Here is a 21,956-nt window from a genome sequence, read left to right as displayed (position 1 = left end):
GGTATAAATGATTGTAAGGAGGGATTCGTCATGACTGACGACATGAAAGAACTGAAAGACAGAATCTATGCACAACTCGAGAATGTTATCGATCCCGAACTGGGTGTCGACATCGTCAACTTGGGACTGATCTATGAGATCCATCTCGATGAAGATCTGAATGTCCGCGTTGAAATGACTCTGACAGCGATGGGCTGTCCTCTCGCCGGCACCATCGTATCCGACATTCGAAATGCGCTCTCGGAGCTTCAGGAAATCGGAGAAATAGGTGAAGAAGTGGACGTGGAAATCGTCTGGAGCCCCCCTTGGGATAAATCAATGATGAGCCGTTACGCAAAGATTGCCCTCGGTGTTCACGAAAGTTGATGAATCACTTTGTCATACAAAGAAGCCGGATTCACTCCTCAAAAAAGTGAATCCGGCTTCTGTTTATTTGCTCAGCTGATCAAGAATATCACTCAACAGTGCCAATATTTTTGACATACCGATCAGGAATAACCCTGTAATGAATGTCCCCATAAAGACTGCCACGGCGATCCAGGCCCGTTGAGGGTGCAACATACCTTCGTAGAGCTCCTCTCCGGTTTGCGGATCAATCTCCGGCGGCACAAGATAAAAATTCAATGCTAGGAAAACAGCAGTTACGCCGCCTCCAGCTATGATAATCAATCCACCCCAGAACAGCAGTCTTTTAAACGCACTCGTTCCTTTCATAAACGCCTGCCCCCATCATTCAAAAGTCAGTTCATCGATATAATCCGGATTTTTACCAATACGTTCATTTGCATCCAATTGATCAATGGCACTGACTTCCTCTGAACTCAAATCAAAATCAAACAGATCCGCATTTTCCTGAATACGGCTAACTGTAACTGATTTAGGAATTGTTACGATCTCTTTTTGAAGCATCCACCTGAGAATCACCTGCGCTTCTGTTTTTCCGTGACGTCCTGCAATTTCTTTCATAAAGGGGTCGCCAAATTTCCCCCCCCTTGCTAGCGGACTCCATGCTTCTATCTGGATCCCCTTTGTCTGACAATAGTGGTGCAAATCCTTTTGGCTGAGCCAAGGATGAAGTTCAACCTGATTGACCATCGGCTCTACCCTGCATGTCTGCATCAGTGTTTCGATATGCTGTTTATGAAAATTGCTGACACCGATTGCCCTGACTTTCCCTTCTTCATAGAGCGTTTCCATCGCACGCCAGGTGTCCTCGAAGGTCTCTGTTACCGGCCAGTGGATTAAATACAAATCAATCACCTCAAGGCCAAGTCGAGATCTGCTTCGCTCAAAGGCTTCCTTGGTTTCGTCATAACCCTGTTCATCATTCCAGACCTTCGTCGTGATAAACAAATCATCTCTTGAAACCCCGGATTCTCTGATGGCTTTTCCGACACTTTCTTCGTTCTTATAGAACGAAGCTGTATCAATCATTCTGTAGCCTGTCTGAATAGCTGTCTTTACGGCCGTCTCCACTTCTTCTCCAGCCTCGGATTTATAGACACCCAGTCCAAACCGCGGCATTTCTACACCATTCTTCAAAGTTGTTGTTGAATCTATTGCAATTGTCATCTCTGCACCTCGTTTCAGTTGATTATTCCTTCATTATAACAAAACAACCTGGCAGTTGTGAGGATTTGACACTGTTTCCGCTGCTTTGGATGCGCAAAAGATTCAGATGATGAGGTAGCCCGTTTCTACTGCGATGGTCCAGTGTCCTCGTCCGGATAGCGCCGAAGCAAAATACGAAGACGAAAATAGAAACCCGCTGCCGCACTCGTCAGACCAAGTGTAATGCCGATCCAAAATCCGACAGGTCCGAGCTCCGTCCATGCCGCCAAAGCGTATCCGATTGGAAGACCAATGAGCCAGTAGGATACAAATGCAATGTAAAATGGCAAAGTGACATCTTTATAACCTCGCAAGACTCCCTGAAGACTCGATTGCAAGGCATCTGAAATCTGGTAAATGATTGCAATGATGAACAGCACCATCGCAATGGAGACCACTTCCGCATTATCTGTGTAGAGATAGGCAATCTGTTCTCTGAAGAAAAATAAAAACACAGCGCCAATCATTAAAAAACCAGTTCCGCCTGCAACGCCAATCCAACTGTACGCCTTGGCAGCGCGGATCCGGTTTCCTCCCACCGAAAAACCGACAACAATAGTCAGTGCCATTGATATACTGAGAGGCACCATGAACAACAAAGAAGTGAAATTCAATACAACCTGATTGGCAGCGATCGTTACTGTTGAGAACATCACACCAATCAGCAATGTGACGACTGCAAAAATACTGGCTTCAAAAAACAGAGAAAGTCCCATTGGCACACCAATCGATAACTGCTCCCTGAATGCTTTCCAGGAAGGTTTGACCCACCGGACAAACAGTTTATATCTTCTGACTGTTTCCACCTTAAAGGTCATCACGATCCCGGCAATGAACATAAACCAATATGTAATGGCTGTTGCATAACCTGCCCCGATCCCTCCAAGCTGGGGAAACCCTAACTGACCAAAGATGAGGACATAATTAAAAAAGAAATTCACCGGCAGTGTCAAAAAGAGAATGTGCATCGTAATCCTTGTGAAACCCTGTCCGTCAAAAAAATACCGCAGTACGGTAAATAAAAACAGAGGCAAAATACCAAATGACATCCCAACAAGATAATGAAACGATACAATATGTACGGAGTCATCCAATGACATCAGGGAAATGACCGGATCCAAAACCAACGCTCCAAAAGCGATGACAAAAACCGTGAGCATAACAGCAAGATACAGCGCCTGCATGACTGCATGATGAACATGCCCGGACTACTTCTTTCCCATCAGGTGAGCGATAATCGTAGATGTCGACAAAAGAATACCATTCATCCCGGTAAATACCGGCATCCACAGGCTTCCTCCGATTGCCACCCCGGCAAGATCGTTGGTGCCGGCCCGGCCGGCCATCATCGTATCGACGATATTCATCGAAAACATCATCACCTGCGTCAGCATAATTGGCCACAGGATCATGACAAACAACCTAAGCTTTTCTTTAAAGGAATCCGCATGAAACATCAATCGATTCCTCCTTTCCTGTCACTGATCCCCGTCTTTCGATTTAAAATAGTCGATCAACTCATCAATGCTCATGTCACGATCAAGAAATTCTTTCATTTTCTTCTCATCATCCCGGTCAATCCGCACGCCATCGGAAGCCAGATTATTTCGGATTTGCTCGATCATATAGAGCTTCATCATCTCATCCATGACAAGAGACTCCTTTCTCTTAAGGGGATAGATACATACATAAAAAACCCGCCGGTTTTGTTCCGGAGGGTTGGGTAATCGTCATGGTGGGCTGTACTGGGATCGAACCAGTGACCCCTTGGTTGTCGACCAAGTGCTCTCCCGCTGAGCTAACAGCCCGCTGTTTACTGTTATACGTAATGTTTCAGCGACATTTATTAATATACTTGAAAAATAAACATTCGTCAAGTATATTCATTAAATTGTTTCGTCAAATGTATAGCGGACGACATATTTTCGTTCATTCAGCTTGCGGATCTCCACTAAAGGACCCGCTTCATAGCCGTTAATCCAGTTATCTTCAATTTTCGCCTTCATGCAGCCCGCCTGAAAACGGCTTGGAAACACTTTATTCCAATAGATCCATCTAGGACGTTGATAGCTCATTCTATTCACCCCGTTATGACGCTCTCCATTGCAATACAACGAGTTTAGAATACCATCATCACCATCAAATAGCAATCAGAAAGAAAGGCGCTGGAATTCAGCGCCATTGAAGTTCTCTTGAAAAGATATCATCATCAAACCAGCCTTCCTGAAACTCCAGCCTGTGTGATGAATCAAGCCAGATCCATACCTCGTCATGATGAAGGAGGTAGCTGTACCCTGCAGTATCTGCCTGAACATCCAGGTATCTGTATCCTTCTGTCAGCCATTCGTAAAAAGGCATGCCCTCCTCAGGTTCATACGCCTCAACTTCTTCGAATGCACCAAGATAATCTGCCATCTCGTCCGAAAATTGCTTTTCATCGGCCTCTTCATCACCAATCCGTATTGTGATCCTCCCGAAATCATAGTCATTCTCATCAGGAACGAGGTCCACCCTCACTCCGGCATTTTCAAGTACATTGACGGTCCACTCTTCCCGCACGTAGGTAGTGAAAGGCAATACGCCCTCATCAAGAAGCTGATAGTCTCTGGTCCGTTCTCCGCCTTCCGGATAGGTAGTAATGGATTTGACTGGAGGTCGATCACTTCCTTCGTTTTGCTCATTCTCTTCATCTGGTATTGATTCCGCATCCCCTTCGTTCTGCGCGTCATTGACATCCCCTTCAGGATCCGCATCCTCGCCGTTCTCCTGATTCACGTTTTCAGCCGCCTGATTCTGATGCTCTTCGTCCGCCTGATTATCATCAGCAGGAGACAGGAAATCCATGTTTATGAGCAGCAAGAAGAGAATTGCCGCAGCTGCGATGAATGCAAGACGGGCATTCCATGTTTGACGGTTTTTCCGATTGTTCATTTCAACTGAATCTCCCCGTTCATTGTTCATCTCACTCAGTCCTTTCCTCATCATTGAAAAACTTGCCTCTTTTGCTTTTTTGGATGGGGACAGTCGCATGTTCCTGATGAGCTTCTCGGTGGATTCATCCTGGTTTCTCTTCATTCATTCATCACCTCTCTTTCATAATTCGAGGCAAGTGCTTTTCTCGCTCTGTAGAGTAACGCCTTCACCGCAAGCGGAGATTTCTTCATAATGGCCGCCGTCTCTTTTACTGAGAAATCTTCAATGATTCTCAGGTGAAGAACCGTGCTGTATGCTTCCGGTAATGATGCAATCATAGCCATCACTTCCTGCATCTCGTCCGCTTTTATCATCTCTTCTTCTGCAGAATCTGTCACCGGCATCATCCTTACGAGTTCTTCCGAATCCATCAACACATGGCGTTTTCGTTTCGTCGCGGTTCGGTGGTAATCGAGTACGGTGTTCCTCGCAATTGCGAATACCCAAGTCTTAAAACCCGAATCTCTTTGAAACGTATCGAGATTTCTTGCGACTTTATAAAAGATATCCTGAATCAGTTCTTCTGCATCCTGGCGATTCTGCGTCTGGGCGATCACGTAGTTAAACACACCGGTAATGTATGCATCATGCAGACGCCGTAATGCAAATTCGTTTCCCGAGAGTGCACTTTCAATGAGTTCATCCTCTTGCAAGCGCCTCACCTCCCTGCTTACTATATTAGACGTATCCAAACCGAAAAAGTAACACGGGTACCAACAAAAAAAGCTCCACTAAAAAACCGGTCCATGCATGATGGGCCGGTTCAGCTCTTTACTGATCAAAAACTTACATCTTATGAATTCGGGAGTCTCTTACCAGTCTTCTTTTTCTTCGATCTGATGCTTTTCAATCCCCTCCTTATGGAGAGATTTGTATACGGCTAACATCATCAGAAGCATCAATATTGTAAAGGGAAAAGCAATGATAGTTGCTACAGCCTGCATCCCGTCAAGACCACCGCTTGCAAGCAGCACAGCTGCAATCGATGAAATTAACAGTCCCCATACCAAAAGAACCTTTTTATTCGGATCGAGATTTCCTGATGACGAAAATACACCCAGCACATACGTCGCCGAATTTGCAGAAGTAATGAAAAAAATTGAAATTAACACGAGTGCGGCCAGGCTGAGAATCAAATCAAACGGGAACTGTTCAAGCACCAGAAATAACCCAGCTTCCGGCGTGTCAGACACCACAGAAGCAATATCTGTGCCTGCATGCATATCAAAATAGATCCCGGCACCACCAAATGTCACAAACCAGACGATCGTAATCAACGTGGGAACAAACAATACGCCAATGATAAATTCCTGCAGTGTCCTTCCCCTCGAAACCCTTGCGATAAACGTTCCGACAAACGGACTCCATGAAATCACCCATGCCCAATAGAACAGCGTCCACTCTCCCATCCATTCATTATCCGTATATGGAGTGGTATCAAAACTGAGCGATGGTAACTGTGTTACATACTGTCCTGCAGTCAAAATGATGTGTTCAAACACAAATACTGTCGGCCCGACGGCGATCGCAACAAGAAGCAAAACCCCTGCTAGTCCAAGATTGGAAATACTCAAATACCGCATCCCCTTGTTTAATCCGGACATGACGGAAAAGAGGAAAACCACTGTCACTGCCACGATAATCACCATGTACATTGTGATGGTCGTCTCCAGATTAAACAGCTGACTCAATCCGCTCCCCACCTGCATCGTGCTCATCCCAAATGACGTGGCGATGCCTACAGTCGTGGCAATGATGACAATGGTATCAATCGTCTTTCCGGGCCATTTATAGATCCCGTCTCCGATCAACGGATAGAAAGCTGAGCTGACAAGGCCAGGCAGGTTTTTTCGGAACTTGGCAAAGGCCAGTCCAAGCGCGACAATTGCATAGACGGCCCAAGGGTGCACACCCCAATGAAAAACACCGTATAACAGTCCTTCCTCTGCGGCTTCCTGAGTGCCTTGTTCTGCACCGTTGACAGGGCTGTGAAAGTGAGACAACGGTTCACCAACTCCCCAGAAGACAAGACCAACACCCATTCCGGCAGCAAACAGCATACCAAGCCATGTGAAGTAGGTGTATTCCGGCTTTTCTTCTTTTGTCCCCAGTTTCATATGGCGGTAAGGACCAAAACCGAGAAAAAGACAAAACAAAATAAACAGGGCTGTCGCTGAGACATAAAACCAGCCGAACGATTCAATCATGTAAGCCATGGCGTTTCCTGAATATGTATCCAAATGCTCCGGAGCGAAGAATCCCCAGGCTACGATCGCTGAGACAATCACTGCGGATATAATAAATACGATCGAGTCACTTATTTTTTTATACATGGCCATTCCCCCTTCACATTTTCCGATACCCGGATCTTCATAAGAGAAAACGTATCCAGAAGAAGCAGCTAAAGGGTGTCACTGTCGAAAAAAGAGGCCACCGGAATCGATCCGGTGACCTCGGCCTTATTAAGCATGTGATTTCGTAAACTGATCGCTTTCCGTTGACCCTCTGAGAGCCAATGTCGAGGATGTCCCCCCTGAAATAACCTGTGAGACTTCATCAAAATAGCCTGTCCCGACTTCACGCTGATGGCGTGTTGCCGTGTAGCCGTCTTTTTCTGAATCAAACTCAGCCTGCTGGAGTTCTGAGTATGCGGCCATCCCCCGTGATTTATAATCCAGTGCCAGTTCGAACATACTGTGGTTCAGAGCATGGAAACCGGCAAGGGTAACAAACTGGAACGCATAACCCATTTGACCCAGTTCGTCCTGGAATTTTGCAATGGTCTCCTGATCCAATTTTTTCTTCCAGTTAAAAGATGGTGAGCAGTTATAGGCCAGTTTCTTATCCGGATATTTCTCGTGGATTGCCTCAGCAAACATGCGCGCTTCCTCAAGATTCGGCTCACTCGTCTCGCACCAGACCAGATCTGCATAAGGCGCATAAGCGAGCCCTCTGGAGATGGCCTGTTCAATCCCCGCTTTCGTCCGGTAGAATCCTTCAGACGTCCGTTCCCCCGTGAGGAACTCATGATCATACGGGTCCACATCACTCGTCAGAAGATCGGCAGCATTGGCATCTGTTCTTGCCACAATGATTGTCGGTACATCACATACATCTGCAGCGAGTCTTGCAGATATCAGGTTCCTTACCGCAACCTGTGTAGGCTGGAGAACTTTACCGCCCAAATGGCCGCATTTTTTCTCTGAAGAAAGCTGATCTTCGAGGTGTACACCGGCAGCACCGGATTCGATCATCGATTTCGTCAGTTCAAACACATTCAATGGTCCGCCAAAGCCTGCTTCCATATCCGCAACAATCGGTGCAAAGTAATCGATTTCACCTCCGCCTTCAGACTGTTGGATCTGATCGGCACGCTGGAACGTCTGATTGATCTTCTTCACGACGTTTGGTACCGAGTTCGCCGGGTAGAGGCTCTGATCCGGGTACATCTGTCCAGACAGATTCGCATCAGCTGCAACCTGCCAACCGCTGAGGTAAATGGCTTCAAGTCCGGCTTTGACCTGCTGCATAGCCTGATTACCTGTCAAGGCGCCAAGAGCCTTGACGTATGGACGCTCTTCCATCAGCTTCCAGAGTTTATCTGCTCCGTATCTTGCAATGCTGTGCTCGATATGAAGAGAACCCTGCAGCTTTTGCACGTCCTCCGGTGTATATGGACGTTCAACACCTTTAAACCGGTCTGTTTTCCATTCATTCAGCATCATTTTCGTTGTTTTTTGTCCCATTACATCTTCACTCCCTGTGATTGTTTTTGTTTATACTGCTTCCTTCTTCGGTGCAAAATCGGTTCTGTATAGCCGCTCGGCTGATCCTGCCCTTTCAAGACGAGTTCGAGTGCAGCCTGGAACGCTTCTGACTCCTCATACCTGCCGTTCATCGGCTTGTAGTCAGGATCCGCCTCATTTTGACGATCAACCAGTTTCGCCATCTTCTTCATCACGTTTTTAATCTGTTCTTCCGTCACAATTCCGTGATAAAGCCAGTTCGCCATATGCTGGCTGGAGATTCTGAGCGTCGCACGGTCCTCCATCAACCCTGTACCGTGAATATCCGGCACTTTAGAACAGCCGACACCATGTTCCACCCATCTCACCACATAGCCGAGAATCCCCTGGGCATTGTTCTCCAATTCTTCCCGGATCTCGTCTTCTGTCCATGCAGGCTTTTTCTCAATCGGTATCGTCAGCATCTCATTTGTCTGTTCTTCCAAAGATTCAAGGAGCGAAGCTTGAATCGAGTCAATGTCTGCCTGATGATAGTGTATGGCATGTAAGACAGCAGCGGTAGGGGACGGTACCCAGGCAGTGTTTCCACCCGCATGCAAATGACCGATTTTCTGATCCACCATCTGCTTCATCTCATCGGGCATCGCCCACATGCCTTTACCAATCTGTCCTTGTTCATGAAGTTTCGTCTTGAGTCCGTTAAGCACGTTCGACCGTTCATACCCGGTCAGCCATGCAGAATGTTTCATATCGCCTTTTCGGATCATGGGCCCGAGTTTGAAAGAAGTATGAATCTCATCTCCCGTTCGGTCGAGAAAACCGGTGTTGATAAAAAAGATCCGGTCTTTCACTTCCTCGATGCAGTTTGTCAGGTTGAGGCTCGTTCGCCGTTCTTCATCCATCACCCCGACTTTGATGGTATGCCGTTCAAGCTTTAACAGATCTTCAATATCTGTGAAAAGCGCATTCGTGAACGCTGCCTCTTTTGATCCATGCATTTTTGGTTTTACGATATAGATCGAGCCGCTGAGGGAATTTTGAACCTTCCCTTTCCCTTCAATATCAAGTTTACCAATCAGAGCGGTCACCAGTCCGTCAATCATGCCCTCATAAGCCTCAGACCCATCTTCAAAGCGAATCAGATCTGTTCTCATCAAATGCCCGACATTCCGGACCAGGAGGAGTGATCGCCCTTTCATTTGGAACGGGTTCCCCTGTTTGTCTTTATAGGGGCGGTCCTCATTCAATCTTCGGATAATCCGTTTCTCCAACTTTTGAAATTCCGCAGTGAGTGAGCCTTCAATCAGTTCGTGCCATTTTTGATAGACATCCCGCTTATCCTCCGCGTCCACCGCAGCAACAGAATCTTCAAAATCCGCAATGACCGTTGTTGCTCCTTCGAGTTCAATATCTTTCATTCCAGCAGGATCTGTCTTTCCGATCGGATGTTCCTCATCGAATAATAAATCAATATGCATGCGGTGATGAACAAGCAAGATGGATGCGGGCTTCTCGTCATCACCGCTGTATCCGACGAACTGATCCTTCTCTTTAAGAGATAACCAGCGGTCATTCACCCTGCCTTCTAATACCCCGTCATTGATTCGGTAGCCTTCCACTTCCTTGTGACTGGCACCTTCGAGCGGTACCCATTCATCAAGCAGTCCTTTGCTGTAAGCAATGACGGCATCTCCGCGTTTCGGGTTGTAGGAAGATCCTTTGTCACGCCCCTCAGTCTCCGGGATGACGTCTGTTCCATAGAGGGAGTCATATAAACTTCCCCATCTCGCATTTGCTGCATTCAGTGCATAGCGTTCATTGTTCACCGGTACGACTAACTGCGGACCCGCCTGTCGGCAAATTTCGTCATCGAGATTATTCGTCTGGACGGTCACGCGGTCACGTTTTTCCTCAAGATAGCCGGATGATGCTAAAAATGAGCGGTACTCATCAAGGTTATCCGTCTCATTGGAGGACAATTGATCGTGCATAAGTTGAAAATCGTTTCTTTCTCTGAGTAATCCATCATTCGTGGCATGGTGCCTGTTTAGGAAGAGAGCCGCCTCTTCCCAAAATGATTCCGGGTCCAAATCTGCTCTTTTTAGTAAGTGTTCCAGCCATTCAGCAAATTGGCGGTCCACTTTCAGCGATGCTTTTGTTACATAGTCTTCAGTCAATTGTCTTCCTCCCACCTGTTATAATACAGTTATATAACTTGATTTTTATTATATAACAAAGAGGGTGAAAATCAACCCCCTAATCCAAAAAAATTAACAAAATTACTGAATTTATTTTTGATCCCATACAAAAAGCAGCTCTCATCGGATAAGAACTGCTTTTTTCCCTCATTATTATTTTTTCAAGTGCTGCATGATTTCTTCAATACTGTTTACAACATTGTGTGACGCACTTTCAAGGCTGTTAAATGCCTTTTCCGCATCTTCCATACGACCGGCGTTATATGCTTCTGCCGCGGTTCTCGCACAGCGGTGAACCGATTCATGGTCTTTATCCATTGCTTTAAAGGTCCGGTCATTGCCAAGACGCTTCTGCGTGTAATCATCAAAATACCACTGTCCGAGCGCACAATCCTTATGAGAAGCAATACCTGAGGCATCAACGGATTCATAACCCATAAGCATATTATAAATACGCCATTTCCACATGATGTGATCGACTTTTGACAGGGAAAGCTTCGCATTGGTGGATAATCGGCTTCTGTCCGGGAAGAGTTCATCTTTAAACCGATTCGTTTCGGCACTGAGCTCATAGACAGCCTGTCCGGTTTCTCCCCCGAGTGAGCGGACTTCTTCAGAGATGACTGCAATCTTCTCCATCCGCTTGGCGGTTTCATCCATCGCCGCAGACTGCTCTTCTGCGGTTGCTGCCGTATTGGACGTTGCTTCACTGACTTTCTGGACATCATCGACGATTTCATCGAGAATCGGTAAGACACCCCTCGCCTCACTTACGCCTTTTTTAATCGCTTCACTGGTTGTTCCGATGGCTCCTGATACATTTTCTGAGACATCTGTCAGGCTTTCCACATTTTCATTCACTTTTCTGAGAGACGTAACCGTGCTCTCCGCAAGTTTACGGACTTCTTCGGCAACGACTGCGAAGCCTCTGCCTTCCTCACCGGCTCTTGCGGCTTCGATAGATGCGTTCAGTGCCAGCAAATTCGTCTGATCTGCAATATCATAAATCAGTTTTACAACATCTTTAATCGTCGTCACATTCGCCTGCAGTTCACTGAAGGATTCTTCGATCTTACGGAATGACGTTTCCGTTTCAAGGATATCCTGCAGGGACTCGGTAATGACGGTTCTGCCACGTTCCGCCTTCTCCGCAGCACTTTGTGAATTCTCAGCAACCTCCGTTGCATTGGTTGCAACGTCTGAAATCGAGGATGACATTTCTTCACTGGCAGCCGTTACATTTTGAATATGGTCATTCTGTTCATCCACCTGATGCAAAAGGTCCTTCATCTGCATGATCTTTGCATTTTTATCGATGAGTGATGCAATGCCTGCGGCCGATTCTTCGTTTCGTGCCCTGGTAAAGACATTGATTAATACCTGTTGCTCGACTTTCAGTGCCTTCTGCAGAGCCGTCAGTGAACGCATGGCCTGATGAGGTTTAATCGCCTGTTTTGCAAGCACTTTCGTCTGAATGACAAACTGCAGATCCATGAGCATGTTCACAAGATCCGGCAGATAACCGTTTGCATCTCTGATATCCCTGTAGTAGACCTCAGAGCGCTCAAAATAGTGTTCATCACGATTACCGTTAAACAGATCGTCGATATGTTTTAAATGAATATTCGTATCCAGTTTTCTTCCGGAGTTCTCTCGCTGTATATAGGCATTCAGAAGTTCCGCAAGCTGGTCGCGATCCTCCTGTATGTACCGGTAAAGCTGCTTCATCCCTTCCTGATCCGCTTGAAAAAAGTTGGCTTTATTCAAAATATTCAAAAAAATCCCTTCGCACTTAATGTCTGTCCCCTCTTTGATCAGATCTTTTATGTCCGCAGTCGGTCTGGCTGTTTTAAACATTGGAATCCCTCCTTTATCTTCTTACATCCATTATACATCATTGGGTATACAAAAGAGAAGATAGTCCTACGAACATTATGTGACAAAAACCTGCTGCCGGCATTCCGGCAACAGGTTTTTGTGTTTAGTGCAACCTTATGGCAGGACAGTACTTCCCATTAAATAACGGTCGCATTCTCTTGCTGCCCCGCGCCCTTCATTAATAGCCCAGACAACGAGACTCTGTCCCCTTCTAGCATCCCCGGCCGCGAAGACACCGTCTACATTCGTCCGGTAATCTTCATGGTCGGCCTCGATCGTTGAACGATCCGTCGTGTCCACGCCAAAAGACTCAATAAGCGGCTGTTCCGGCCCGGTAAATCCGAGAGCAAGAAACACGAGGTCCGCATCCCATTCTTTTTCGGTGCCTGGAATAACCTCCTGCGTCCGGTTCCCGTAAGCATCTTTCGTCGCGATTACTTCAACCGTGTGTACTTTCTTCAGGTTACCTGCATCATCTCCGGTAAATTTGACTGCGACGATCCCATAGGCTCTCGGGTCCGTCCCAAAGATCGCGGCGGCTTCTTTGTGTCCATACTCATCCAAATGGACAACCGGCCACTGGGGCCAAGGGTTTTTCGATTCATCACGTTCCGTTGATTTTTTCCGATATTTATCAAACTGTGTCAAAGACTTGCAGCCATGGCGCATGGATGTTGCAATACAGTCCGTGCCGGTGTCCCCACCGCCAATGACAATCACCCGCTTATCCTTGGCAGATAAATAATTTCCGTCTGTATGATTTGATTCGAGGAGACTCTTCGTGTTGGCGTGAAGAAAATCCATTGCAAAATGGACACCGTTCAGCTCTTCTCCTTCAATGCCTGCTGTTCTCGGAACTGTCGCACCGGTGCACAACATAACAGCATCGAAGTCCTCTTTCAGCTGATCCGCCTGAAGGTCTTTTCCAATCTCGGTATTGGTGATGAATCGGATCCCTTCATCTTTTAAAAGCTGAATCCGCCGCATAATAATATCATAGGGCAGCTTCGCTTCAGGTATGCCGTACGTCAGCAATCCTCCGATGTGAGCATCGCGTTCATACACCGTGACATGATGACCCGCCCGGTTTAACTGATCCGCTGCCGCCAGACCCGCGGGTCCACTGCCAATAATCGCAACGGTTTTGCCTGTTCGTTTCTTTGGCGGTTCAGGTTTGACCCAACCTTCCGAAAATCCTTTGTCGATAATTGCCCTTTCCACTGAACGGATGGCAACCGGGGGTTCATAAATTCCAAGAACACATGCCCCTTCGCATGGTGCAGGACAAGTATAGCCCGTAAACTCCGGGAAATTATTCTTTTCATGTTCTTTTTTCAGTGCCTCTTTCCATTGACCTCTGTACACAAGATCATTCCATTCAGGAATCAGATGATAGACCGGACACCCAGAGGTTCCGTTTTCCATATCGATTCCCGTATGACAGGTGGGTACGCCACAATCCATACAGCGTGCTCCCTGTTCCTGGACTTCCTTTTCAGTTAATCCTATTGTATAAAGATCCCAATCCTTTGTTCGTTCTGCGGGATCCCGTTCCTCATGAGTCTGACGGTTGTAGTCCATGAAGCCTGTGATTTTTCCCATGGCAGACATCCCCTTTCTGAATTACTTACTCTCTTCAAACGCCTTCATTTCAGCGTCTTTCCGCTCAAGTCCATCATCAATCAACGACTGGATTCTCGTTTGGATCGCCTCGAACTGTTTTGGAACCACACGGATAAACTTGCCTGAAAGGTCGTCCCAGCGGCGGAGAATTTCTTTTCCGCGGTCGCTGTACGTGTGCTCGATATGACGCTTAATGGTTTCGTAAATCATCAATCGTTCCTCTTCGTCTTCTAGGGGAGTTGCCGTCACAAGTTCGTTATTCAACTTATCTTCAAAAGGCGTATCCTCTTCATAAAGTATATATGCCTTTCCTCCACTCATACCGGCAGCAAAATTCTTCCCGACATTTCCCAGTATGATGACGTTTCCGCCTGTCATATATTCGCAAGCGTGATCGCCTGTACCTTCAACAATCACATCTGCACCGCTGTTCCGGACACAGAAGCGTTCACCGACAATGCCGTTAATATAGGCACTGCCTGAAGTTGCACCGTAGAAGCAGACATTCCCCGCGATGACGTTATCCTCTGAGGTAAAGGTGCGTTTTCTTGATGGCCTCAGAATAATCGTACCGCCGGACAATCCTTTCCCTACGTAATCATTTGCATCACCCACGAGTTTCAGCGTCATCCCCCGGGGGATAAACGCACCGAAGCTTTGACCGGCTGAACCTTTAAACGACAGTCGGATCGTATGATCGGGCAAGCCATTCAGTCCGTAGCGCTTTGATACCTCACTGCCAAGGATCGTGCCGGTGACACGGTTAATATTACGGATCGAGAACGTGCCTTTAACCGGAACCTGGTGCTCCAGTGCGTCTTCACAAAACGGAATCAGTTCCTGCATGTCCAATGATGAATCAAGCCCGTGATCCTGTTCCACCGATTTAAACGGAGTGGAATAGCGTGGAATCTCAGGCTGGTGCAGCAACCTTGAGAAGTCGAGGAATTGGCCTTTCTAGTGACCGGTTTCACTGTTCATCTCCAAAAGATCGGTCCGACCGACCATATCTTCAAGCTTTCGAAACCCGAGTTCGGCCATGATTTCACGCACTTCTTCGGCCACAAACCTCATGAAATGCTCAATGCTGTCAGCAGTACCGATGAACTTCTTGCGCAGTTCAGGATTCTGTGTCGCCACGCCCACAGGGCACGTATCCAGATGACAGACCCGCATCATCACACAGCCCAGCACAACCAACGGCGCCGTGGAGAAACCGAATTCTTCTGCACCCAGTAGCGCCGCAATCGCAACGTCACGACCGGACATCATCTTCCCGTCTGTCTCAACAGCAATACGGTCCCTGAGGCCATTTAACAATAGCGTCTGATGCGTTTCACTCAGTCCGATCTCCCATGGCAGGCCTGCATGCTTCAGACTGGTCCGAGGGGCAGCACCGGTTCCGCCGTCATAACCGGAAATGAGCACGAGATCTGCCCGCCCTTTTGCAACACCGGCAGCGATGGTTCCGACACCGTCTGCAGATACCAGTTTTACACTGATCCGCGCATCCGGATTGGCATTTTTCAAATTATGAATCAGTTCTGCAAGGTCTTCAATGGAATAAATATCATGGTGCGGCGGTGGAGAAATGAGTTCCACGCCCGGTGTTGATCCACGGACTTCCGCTACCCACGGATACACTTTCTTGCCAGGAAGATGGCCACCTTCACCCGGTTTTGCTCCCTGGGCCACTTTGATTTGGATTTCATCCGCATTAACCAGATAATGACTCTTAACCCCGAATCGTCCCGAAGCAACCTGTTTGATGGCGCTGCGCCTGGAATCTCCGTTCTCATCGGGAGTGAAGCGGTCAATATCCTCACCACCTTCACCTGAATTCGACTGTCCCCCGAGCCGGTTCATCGCGATGGCGAGTGCCTCATGCGCCTCCTGACTGATTGCGCCATAAGACATAGCCCCTGTTTTGAACCGTTTGACGATACTTGATACCGACTCCACTTCTTCTATGGGGATTGACTGAGTATCTTTAAAAGACAGCATCCCGCGAATGGATTGCAGGTTATTTGTCTCGTCGGTCAAAAGTGCCGAATATTTCTTAAAGAGCTGATAATCGCCCTGCCTGCATGCGTGTTGCAAGTAATGAATGGTCTTCGGATTATACTGGTGATCCTCTCCGTGATTGCGCCATTGATAATCATCTCCGGAGTCGAGTCGTTTTTTAGCGCCGCGGTATTCCTGAAAGGCCACTTTGTGACGCATGAGGGTTTCTTTCTCAATCATCGCCAGGTCAATACCGCCTATTGAAGATGAAGTTCTCGTAAAGTGTCGGTCAATCACCGATTCATGTATACCGATCACCTGAAAGATCTGGGCACCCCGGTAACTCTGAATCGTGGATATCCCCATCTTTGACAGAACCTTCATAATGCCGTCAGTCACCGATTGCACATAGCGTTTCACAGCATCTGAGGCATGCATTTTGACCAGTTCCTTGCGATCAATCAGATCGTGAAGTGAGTCAAAGACAAGATAAGGATTGATCACTTCCGCACCATAGCCCAAAAGTGCGGCGAAGTGGTGAACTTCCCTTGCTTCTCCTGTTTCGACAAAGAGGCTCACATCCGTTCGGGTGCCTTTGCGTATCAAATGATGGTGGAGTCCGGAAACGGCAAGCAGAGCAGGTATTGCTGCATACTCCGTATTAATCCCCCTGTCTGAGAGTGTCAGGAAGACCGCACCGTCCTCAATCGCCTGATCTGCTTCGATAAACAGCGCCTCAAGACGGGATGCCAATGCCTCTTTCTCCTGATCAGGTGCAAACAGGGTTGAAAAAACCACGGATTTAAATGCCGGATCCTGCTGGTGCTGAAGAACCTGAAGTTCTTCATTCGTGACAAGAGGTGTAGGCAGGGTGATATGCCTGCAGCTTTCTGCCTGTGGATCTACGACACTTTGTTCTTTTCCGACGGTAGTGGATACCTGCGTTACGACTTCCTCTCGTATCGCATCAATTGGCGGATTCGTAACCTGCGCAAACATCTGTTTAAAGTAATTGTATAAAAGCTGAGGTTTTTTCGAGAGAACGGCAATCGGTGAATCATACCCCATTGAACCGACGGGATCTTTCCCTCCTGAGACAAGGGGCTTAATGATTTTTTCCATTTCTTCGTTCGTATACCCGTGAACGAGCTGCTGTTCGGTAAGCTGTTCGCCTTCAATCCGGATCCCCACTGTCGCATCCGGCTTATCAAGGTCCTCTAGTGACGCAAGGTTTGCATCGAGCCAGTCCCCATATGGATGCTCATTGATGATTTCCGATTTGATGACATCATCAGGGATGATTTCACCTTTTTCAAGATCAACCATCAGCATTTTCCCAGGTTCGAGCCTGCCTTTGTACATCACATCTTCAGAGAAAATGTCCAATGCCCCCACTTCAGAGCCAAGGACGATCATACCGTCTTTCGTAACGTAGTATCGCGCAGGACGAAGGCCATTGCGGTCCAGGCATGAAACGATTTGTTTTCCATTGGTGAATGCCAAAGCCGCAGGGCCATCCCACGGTTCCATCATCGTGCTGTGATACTGGTAAAAATCCTTCTTATCTTTCTCCATCAGGTGATCGTTCGCCCACGGTTCTGGCACCATCATCATCGCGGTGTGAGCCAGGGACCTTCCTGATAAATGCAGAAATTCAAAGGCATTGTCAAACATGGACGAATCGCTTCCCGTCGGTTCAATCACAGGCAGAATTTTATTCAGGTCTTCTTGTGAAAATTTCCCGCCTAATGCCTTCTTTTCTCTCGCAAACATCCAGTTTACATTCCCTTTGATGGTGTTGAACTCGCCATTGTGAATCGACATCCGGTTTGGATGCGAACGCTCCCAGCTCGGGAATGTATTCGTACTGAACCTTGAATGTACAAATGCAAATGCCGACTTGAAGTCCCGGTGGTTCAAGTCAATATAAAAACTGTCCAGCTGTTCAGGCACGAGCATCCCTTTGTACACGATGGTTCTGCTTGACATACTTGCAATGTAAAAACCATGTCCGCTTTCCATAGAACGGATTTCGGTTTCGACACGATTTCTGATCACATAGAGCTTCCGTTCAAATGCATCCTGATCCTCAATGCCCTCGCCCGGTGTAATGACCACCTGACGGATGAAAGGCTTCGACATCTTGGCAGTCTTCCCAACAAATGAATCGTTCACAGGAACAGTGCGCCAACCGAGAATCCTCTGTCCCTCTTCCTTTACAATGCTGTCAAACATGGCAGCAAAGTCATTGCGTTTTTTATAATCATTCGGGAAGAAGATCATGCCGATTCCGTACTCTCCCTGATCGGGAAGCGTTAAATCTTCCTTATGAAAGGCCTTCGAGAAGAAATGATGGGGGATTTGCGTCATCATTCCAGCGCCGTCTCCTGTACTTGTATCCGCAGATTGGCCACCACGGTGCTCAAGATTACACAGGATTGTAACAGCGTTTTGCACAATATCATGTGTAGCATGGCCATCGATGTTGGCAATGACGCCAATACCGCATGCTTCGTGCTCATTTTCAGGGCGATACAAACCTTGCCCGTAATTTATATGTGCTGACATAGTCACGTCCTCCTCCGTCCAAGTGAATGGATTCCTGCTTCTCAATGCCACATAATTTTACACATTGAGATTGGCTTATTGTACCATGATACGATCAAATTACCTAACAATACTGATAATTCATCGCGAATGGGCAACAAACAGAAATAACCCATTCCAAAGCGGAATGGGTTATTTCTGTTATTCCGGATACCATTTGATCCAGTCAATCATGATTTTAGCCGGTCCATCCACAACCTCGATCTCCAGAGATTCAAGTGCAGAAAGGGTGAAATGATCCGACTGTTCCTGAAAACGGTCAATCGGCACGTGATACACATGGAACACGCCTTCTGCCGGTTGAGAGTACTTATCTCCCCGCATGGATTCGTCTAACCCTGGATATCTTGAATACTGGGTAAACACAGGCGGATAGACGTGATGAAACTGATCCGATCGAACGGTCAAACGTTCTCCATTTGAAAGCCCGAGTGAGACGGCAATCACCGGAGACGTGTTCCACGGCCAGTGATCCAATCCGTCTTCCTCAAGCTCAAATCCGAGATTGGCAAGAGAAATACCGATTGAACCCCCATCTTTCTCTTCCACCCTCTCTTTGATCCTCGATGACAATATCGCCCGCCACGATCCATTGTCTCGTGATCCCATTACAAGACCCCGGGTCGCTTTCGTATTCCGCATTCGGTCCTCCGCATTGCGAACTTCAGTCTCATAAAATCCTTTAAATTCGGACTCTCCTCCATCACGGAACGATGCCGCATCCGATCCGGCATCAAAAGCGACCAGTGTTTCACTTTCCGATGAATCAAACCGAGTTAAAAAGCCTGAATCAGGCAGCCACGGAACTGTCCCGGGGTCTTTAAACATCAGCTCCAAATCAGCCTGGCCACCCACGGTCAAATCAAGAAAAGCAGCGATGAAAAGCGCCGTTGCATCCCGTTGATCGTCAGGAGACATCAGATGCCTCCGATTCATAAAGACGCCACCTGGAAGACTTAAATCAGACCGCCCCCAATCCTCATTAAACTGGCTGTGATTTCCTTCTGTGAAATACACACTGGCTTTATACAGAACCTCCTCAGCTGAATCCACATTGGTTCGCATAAACTGTCTGTCTCCGCGGAAATTATGCACATCACCGTCATGAGCGCCGTGCAATGTCAGATAATGAACCCCTTCAAGCCGCGGACGCTGATCATTCACCTGACGGTCCGTAGGAGCAATGGCGATCACTGCATCGAGTCCGATCTTTTCCATCCCTGATACCGTATCATCGTCCGCGAAAAACCGTTCATAATCCGCAACCATACTGACCGCCTGACCGCCACGCGAATGCCCGATCAAAGATACGGAATCAAGATCCATTTTCTTAAACGCATTGTCCTTGCTTTCTTCCTGATGCCGTTTGAATTCCAACAGATGCTGCATCAGAATCCAGGGCCTTAAGGTATAATTCTCTGAAGGAATACCGGTATATCCTGAAAAATTCAGGAAATTCTGATCGACGGATACGGCGATGTATCCTTTCGATGCCAAAGTTTCTCCAAGATAGGTATAACCGTCATCAGAGAAATGCTCCATACGGTGATTCCCATGAACCATCAGTACAACAGGATGCTTTTCCCCGGCATCTGAATCAGGGAGCCACACCCTTCCGTTTAATGGAAGCTCTGATTCATCAAAGCCCCAGAAAAAAGTCCTTCCGCGGCTCCAGTCGTCTATATAATGTGATCCGTCCACTGACGCCGTGACAACGTCCATCTGATGACGAAATTCCGTTCTGTGGACATCTCCACCGGGACCGTAGGTGAATGTCTCGATCCCGTAGACCCCTGAGTTCAATGGATCATCCAAATCATGGACTTCATCCAGTTCTGTAACCGTATAATCAGAGGTTACGATCTGCTCATACTCCGGTGCAGTCGGGTGATACATGATGAGCCCGACCAGGACGGATGCAGGAACAGCTGCATAAAAAAGTGTCTTTGGCCGTGATCTGTGTTTTACGTTCACCAAAACCGCAATCAATATCCCAAAGGCCAATCCGCCAAGTATCCACCCCACGCTGACTGCATAAACAAACGGATCCTCAATATTCCCTTCCGAAAAGACGCGATAGGCGATATACCCGGATATAAGCAAAGAGAGAAGTGTCTCTCTTGGAACCGGGATATAAAACATCGACAGGAGCAGTCCTCCTGTCCATACTACACCCCAGTACACAAAACTGAACACCGCCATATGTATCAGGCTGTCCACGGCAATCCCCAGACCTGACGGGTTTCCGGATGCTGTGATGATCATCAGAATCAGACCTGTTAAAAACACGCCTGAAGACAGCCAGGGACTTGCCGGATCAAAGTTGTTGCGCGCATGCCAACGCTGGATCATCCAGCGAATGGCCCTTTCGCGCTTCGTTTCTTTCTTGTGTATTGATGGTTCTGTTGTCACCAGCATTGCCTCCTAACCAGATAATGGCTGCTCGATGGCTGATCAAAAAAACGCTTCATCCTTTGATACCATTACCATTTCATGCGACCTAAAAATGAAGTGAAGATCTCCCTTTCACCTGAAAAATCAACTGAATAGTTAAGCATTGATCGCAATTCCTGTTTTGTTAATTCACCGCAAGCAAGGGCATTCAGTCTTGCTGTAAACGTGGAACGGATACAGGCCTCTTCAGAATCAAACTGGTCCAGCAGCTCCTGCCAGGAGCGCGAACGATTTCTCAGCATGTATTTCTGATGGTACATTTCCGCAGATGTAAACGGCTTATTCATTGTCAGTACCGTTTCGATCTCTCTGTTTTCCGTCTCGCGATAACGCTGTATCATTCTCTTTGCCATCTGCAGCTGCTCAGTCGTTTCCGTGATCAGCAATGACTGATACTGAGTCCCTCCGTACCCGTGCTGTTTTCCGGAGTGATGTTGCCAAAACTCATCTAACAACCGTTCGAAGCTGATTCTGTCTGAATCAAACGTTACCCGGACCACTTCTGTATGATCCCTCATTTGCCTGTATGTCGGCTCGGGCATATCGCCGCCTGCATAGCCTACCTCTGTTGCTGTCACACCTTCCAATTGGCCGAACCGGCCATCAGGTCCCCAAAATCATCCACTGCCAAATATTACGTTCTGAAGATGGTTCATAGTTGCGTCCCCCTCCTTTGCATAAAAAAGAATCGTCCGGAGCTCCCCCCCGGACGATGAAATCATGCATGACATGCTTATTTTACCGTCTGTCCGACTGGATTGGCTTCATATTAAGACTTCCCTAATCTGCAAACAGCATTCAGTTGATTGTAGTGCCTGAATAAACAAAAGAAAAGAGGCTTTTGACATCATTTATTTTCAAA

13 protein-coding genes, 1 tRNA gene and 3 pseudogenes are annotated in these 21,956 nt (G+C 47.3%); 1 reads left to right on the top strand and 16 read right to left on the bottom strand.

The window, feature by feature from the left end:
* The first annotated feature begins 30 nt into the window (after positions 1 to 30).
* A complete protein-coding gene (locus tag BSEL_RS08140) occupies positions 31 to 366 on the top strand; it encodes a metal-sulfur cluster assembly factor (RefSeq protein WP_013172513.1) in 336 nt (111 codons plus the stop codon).
* 63 nt (positions 367 to 429) lie between these two features.
* Here the strand turns inward: BSEL_RS08140 and BSEL_RS08135 are convergent, their stop codons facing one another.
* The 16 genes and pseudogenes from BSEL_RS08135 to BSEL_RS08065 all read right to left on the bottom strand — a co-directional run.
* The gene (locus BSEL_RS08135) at positions 430 to 714 is read right to left on the bottom strand and encodes a hypothetical protein (protein WP_013172512.1); all 285 of its coding nucleotides are present in this window, start codon (positions 712 to 714) and stop codon (positions 430 to 432) included.
* A gap of 15 nt (positions 715 to 729) precedes the next feature.
* Entirely contained in the window at positions 730 to 1,572 is an 843-nt protein-coding gene (locus BSEL_RS08130; protein ID WP_013172511.1) for an aldo/keto reductase, read from the bottom strand.
* Between the two features lie 125 nt (positions 1,573 to 1,697).
* A pseudogene (locus tag BSEL_RS08125) lies at positions 1,698 to 3,005 on the bottom strand (MATE family efflux transporter).
* Between the two features lie 84 nt (positions 3,006 to 3,089).
* The gene (locus tag BSEL_RS17755; RefSeq protein ID WP_013172510.1) at positions 3,090 to 3,260 is read right to left on the bottom strand and encodes a hypothetical protein; all 171 of its coding nucleotides are present in this window, start codon (positions 3,258 to 3,260) and stop codon (positions 3,090 to 3,092) included.
* A gap of 84 nt (positions 3,261 to 3,344) precedes the next feature.
* Positions 3,345 to 3,419, bottom strand: a tRNA-Val gene (locus BSEL_RS08120).
* 78 nt (positions 3,420 to 3,497) lie between these two features.
* Complete coding sequence (locus BSEL_RS08115) at positions 3,498 to 3,686, bottom strand: hypothetical protein (RefSeq protein ID WP_013172509.1); 189 nt, start codon at positions 3,684 to 3,686, stop codon at positions 3,498 to 3,500.
* Positions 3,687 to 3,783: 97 nt separating this feature from the next.
* Complete coding sequence (locus tag BSEL_RS08110) at positions 3,784 to 4,686, bottom strand: hypothetical protein (RefSeq protein ID WP_013172508.1); 903 nt, start codon at positions 4,684 to 4,686, stop codon at positions 3,784 to 3,786.
* Complete coding sequence (locus BSEL_RS08105; RefSeq protein ID WP_013172507.1) at positions 4,683 to 5,237, bottom strand: RNA polymerase sigma factor; 555 nt, start codon at positions 5,235 to 5,237, stop codon at positions 4,683 to 4,685. The genes BSEL_RS08110 and BSEL_RS08105 overlap by 4 nt, the downstream gene beginning before the upstream one ends.
* A 159-nt stretch (positions 5,238 to 5,396) precedes the next feature.
* Positions 5,397 to 6,917 (bottom strand): BCCT family transporter, encoded by a 1,521-nt coding sequence (locus BSEL_RS08100; RefSeq protein ID WP_013172506.1) that lies wholly within the window; start codon positions 6,915 to 6,917, stop codon positions 5,397 to 5,399.
* Positions 6,918 to 7,046: 129 nt separating this feature from the next.
* Positions 7,047 to 8,330, bottom strand: a complete 1,284-nt coding sequence (gene aceA / locus BSEL_RS08095; protein ID WP_013172505.1) for an isocitrate lyase — start codon at positions 8,328 to 8,330, stop codon at positions 7,047 to 7,049.
* Positions 8,330 to 10,507 carry a malate synthase G gene (locus BSEL_RS08090; RefSeq protein ID WP_013172504.1) on the bottom strand — a complete coding sequence of 726 codons (2,178 nt, stop codon included), beginning with the start codon at positions 10,505 to 10,507 and terminating at the stop codon, positions 8,330 to 8,332. Before BSEL_RS08090 ends, aceA begins: the two co-directional genes overlap by 1 nt.
* 174 nt (positions 10,508 to 10,681) lie before the next feature.
* The gene (locus BSEL_RS08085; RefSeq protein WP_013172503.1) at positions 10,682 to 12,385 is read right to left on the bottom strand and encodes a globin-coupled sensor protein; all 1,704 of its coding nucleotides are present in this window, start codon (positions 12,383 to 12,385) and stop codon (positions 10,682 to 10,684) included.
* 135 nt (positions 12,386 to 12,520) lie between these two features.
* On the bottom strand, positions 12,521 to 14,008 hold the full coding sequence (locus BSEL_RS08080) for a glutamate synthase subunit beta (RefSeq protein ID WP_013172502.1): 1,488 nt from the start codon (positions 14,006 to 14,008) through the stop codon (positions 12,521 to 12,523).
* A gap of 21 nt (positions 14,009 to 14,029) precedes the next feature.
* Positions 14,030 to 18,601, bottom strand: a pseudogene (gltB, locus tag BSEL_RS08075) (glutamate synthase large subunit).
* 180 nt (positions 18,602 to 18,781) lie between these two features.
* Positions 18,782 to 21,052: an alpha/beta hydrolase gene (locus BSEL_RS08070; RefSeq protein WP_013172501.1), complete on the bottom strand. Its 2,271-nt coding sequence runs from the start codon at positions 21,050 to 21,052 to the stop codon at positions 18,782 to 18,784.
* A 71-nt stretch (positions 21,053 to 21,123) separates the two neighbouring features.
* A pseudogene (locus tag BSEL_RS08065) lies at positions 21,124 to 21,699 on the bottom strand (peptide-methionine (S)-S-oxide reductase); the annotation flags it as partial.
* Positions 21,700 to 21,956 lie beyond the last annotated feature (257 nt).

This window comes from [Bacillus] selenitireducens MLS10, from assembly GCF_000093085.1.
GTDB classification, from domain to species: Bacteria; Bacillota; Bacilli; order Bacillales; family Salisediminibacteriaceae; genus Salisediminibacterium; species Salisediminibacterium selenitireducens.
Note: the sequence above shows the minus strand (reverse complement) of the source record. Positions and strands in the feature narration are given on the sequence as shown.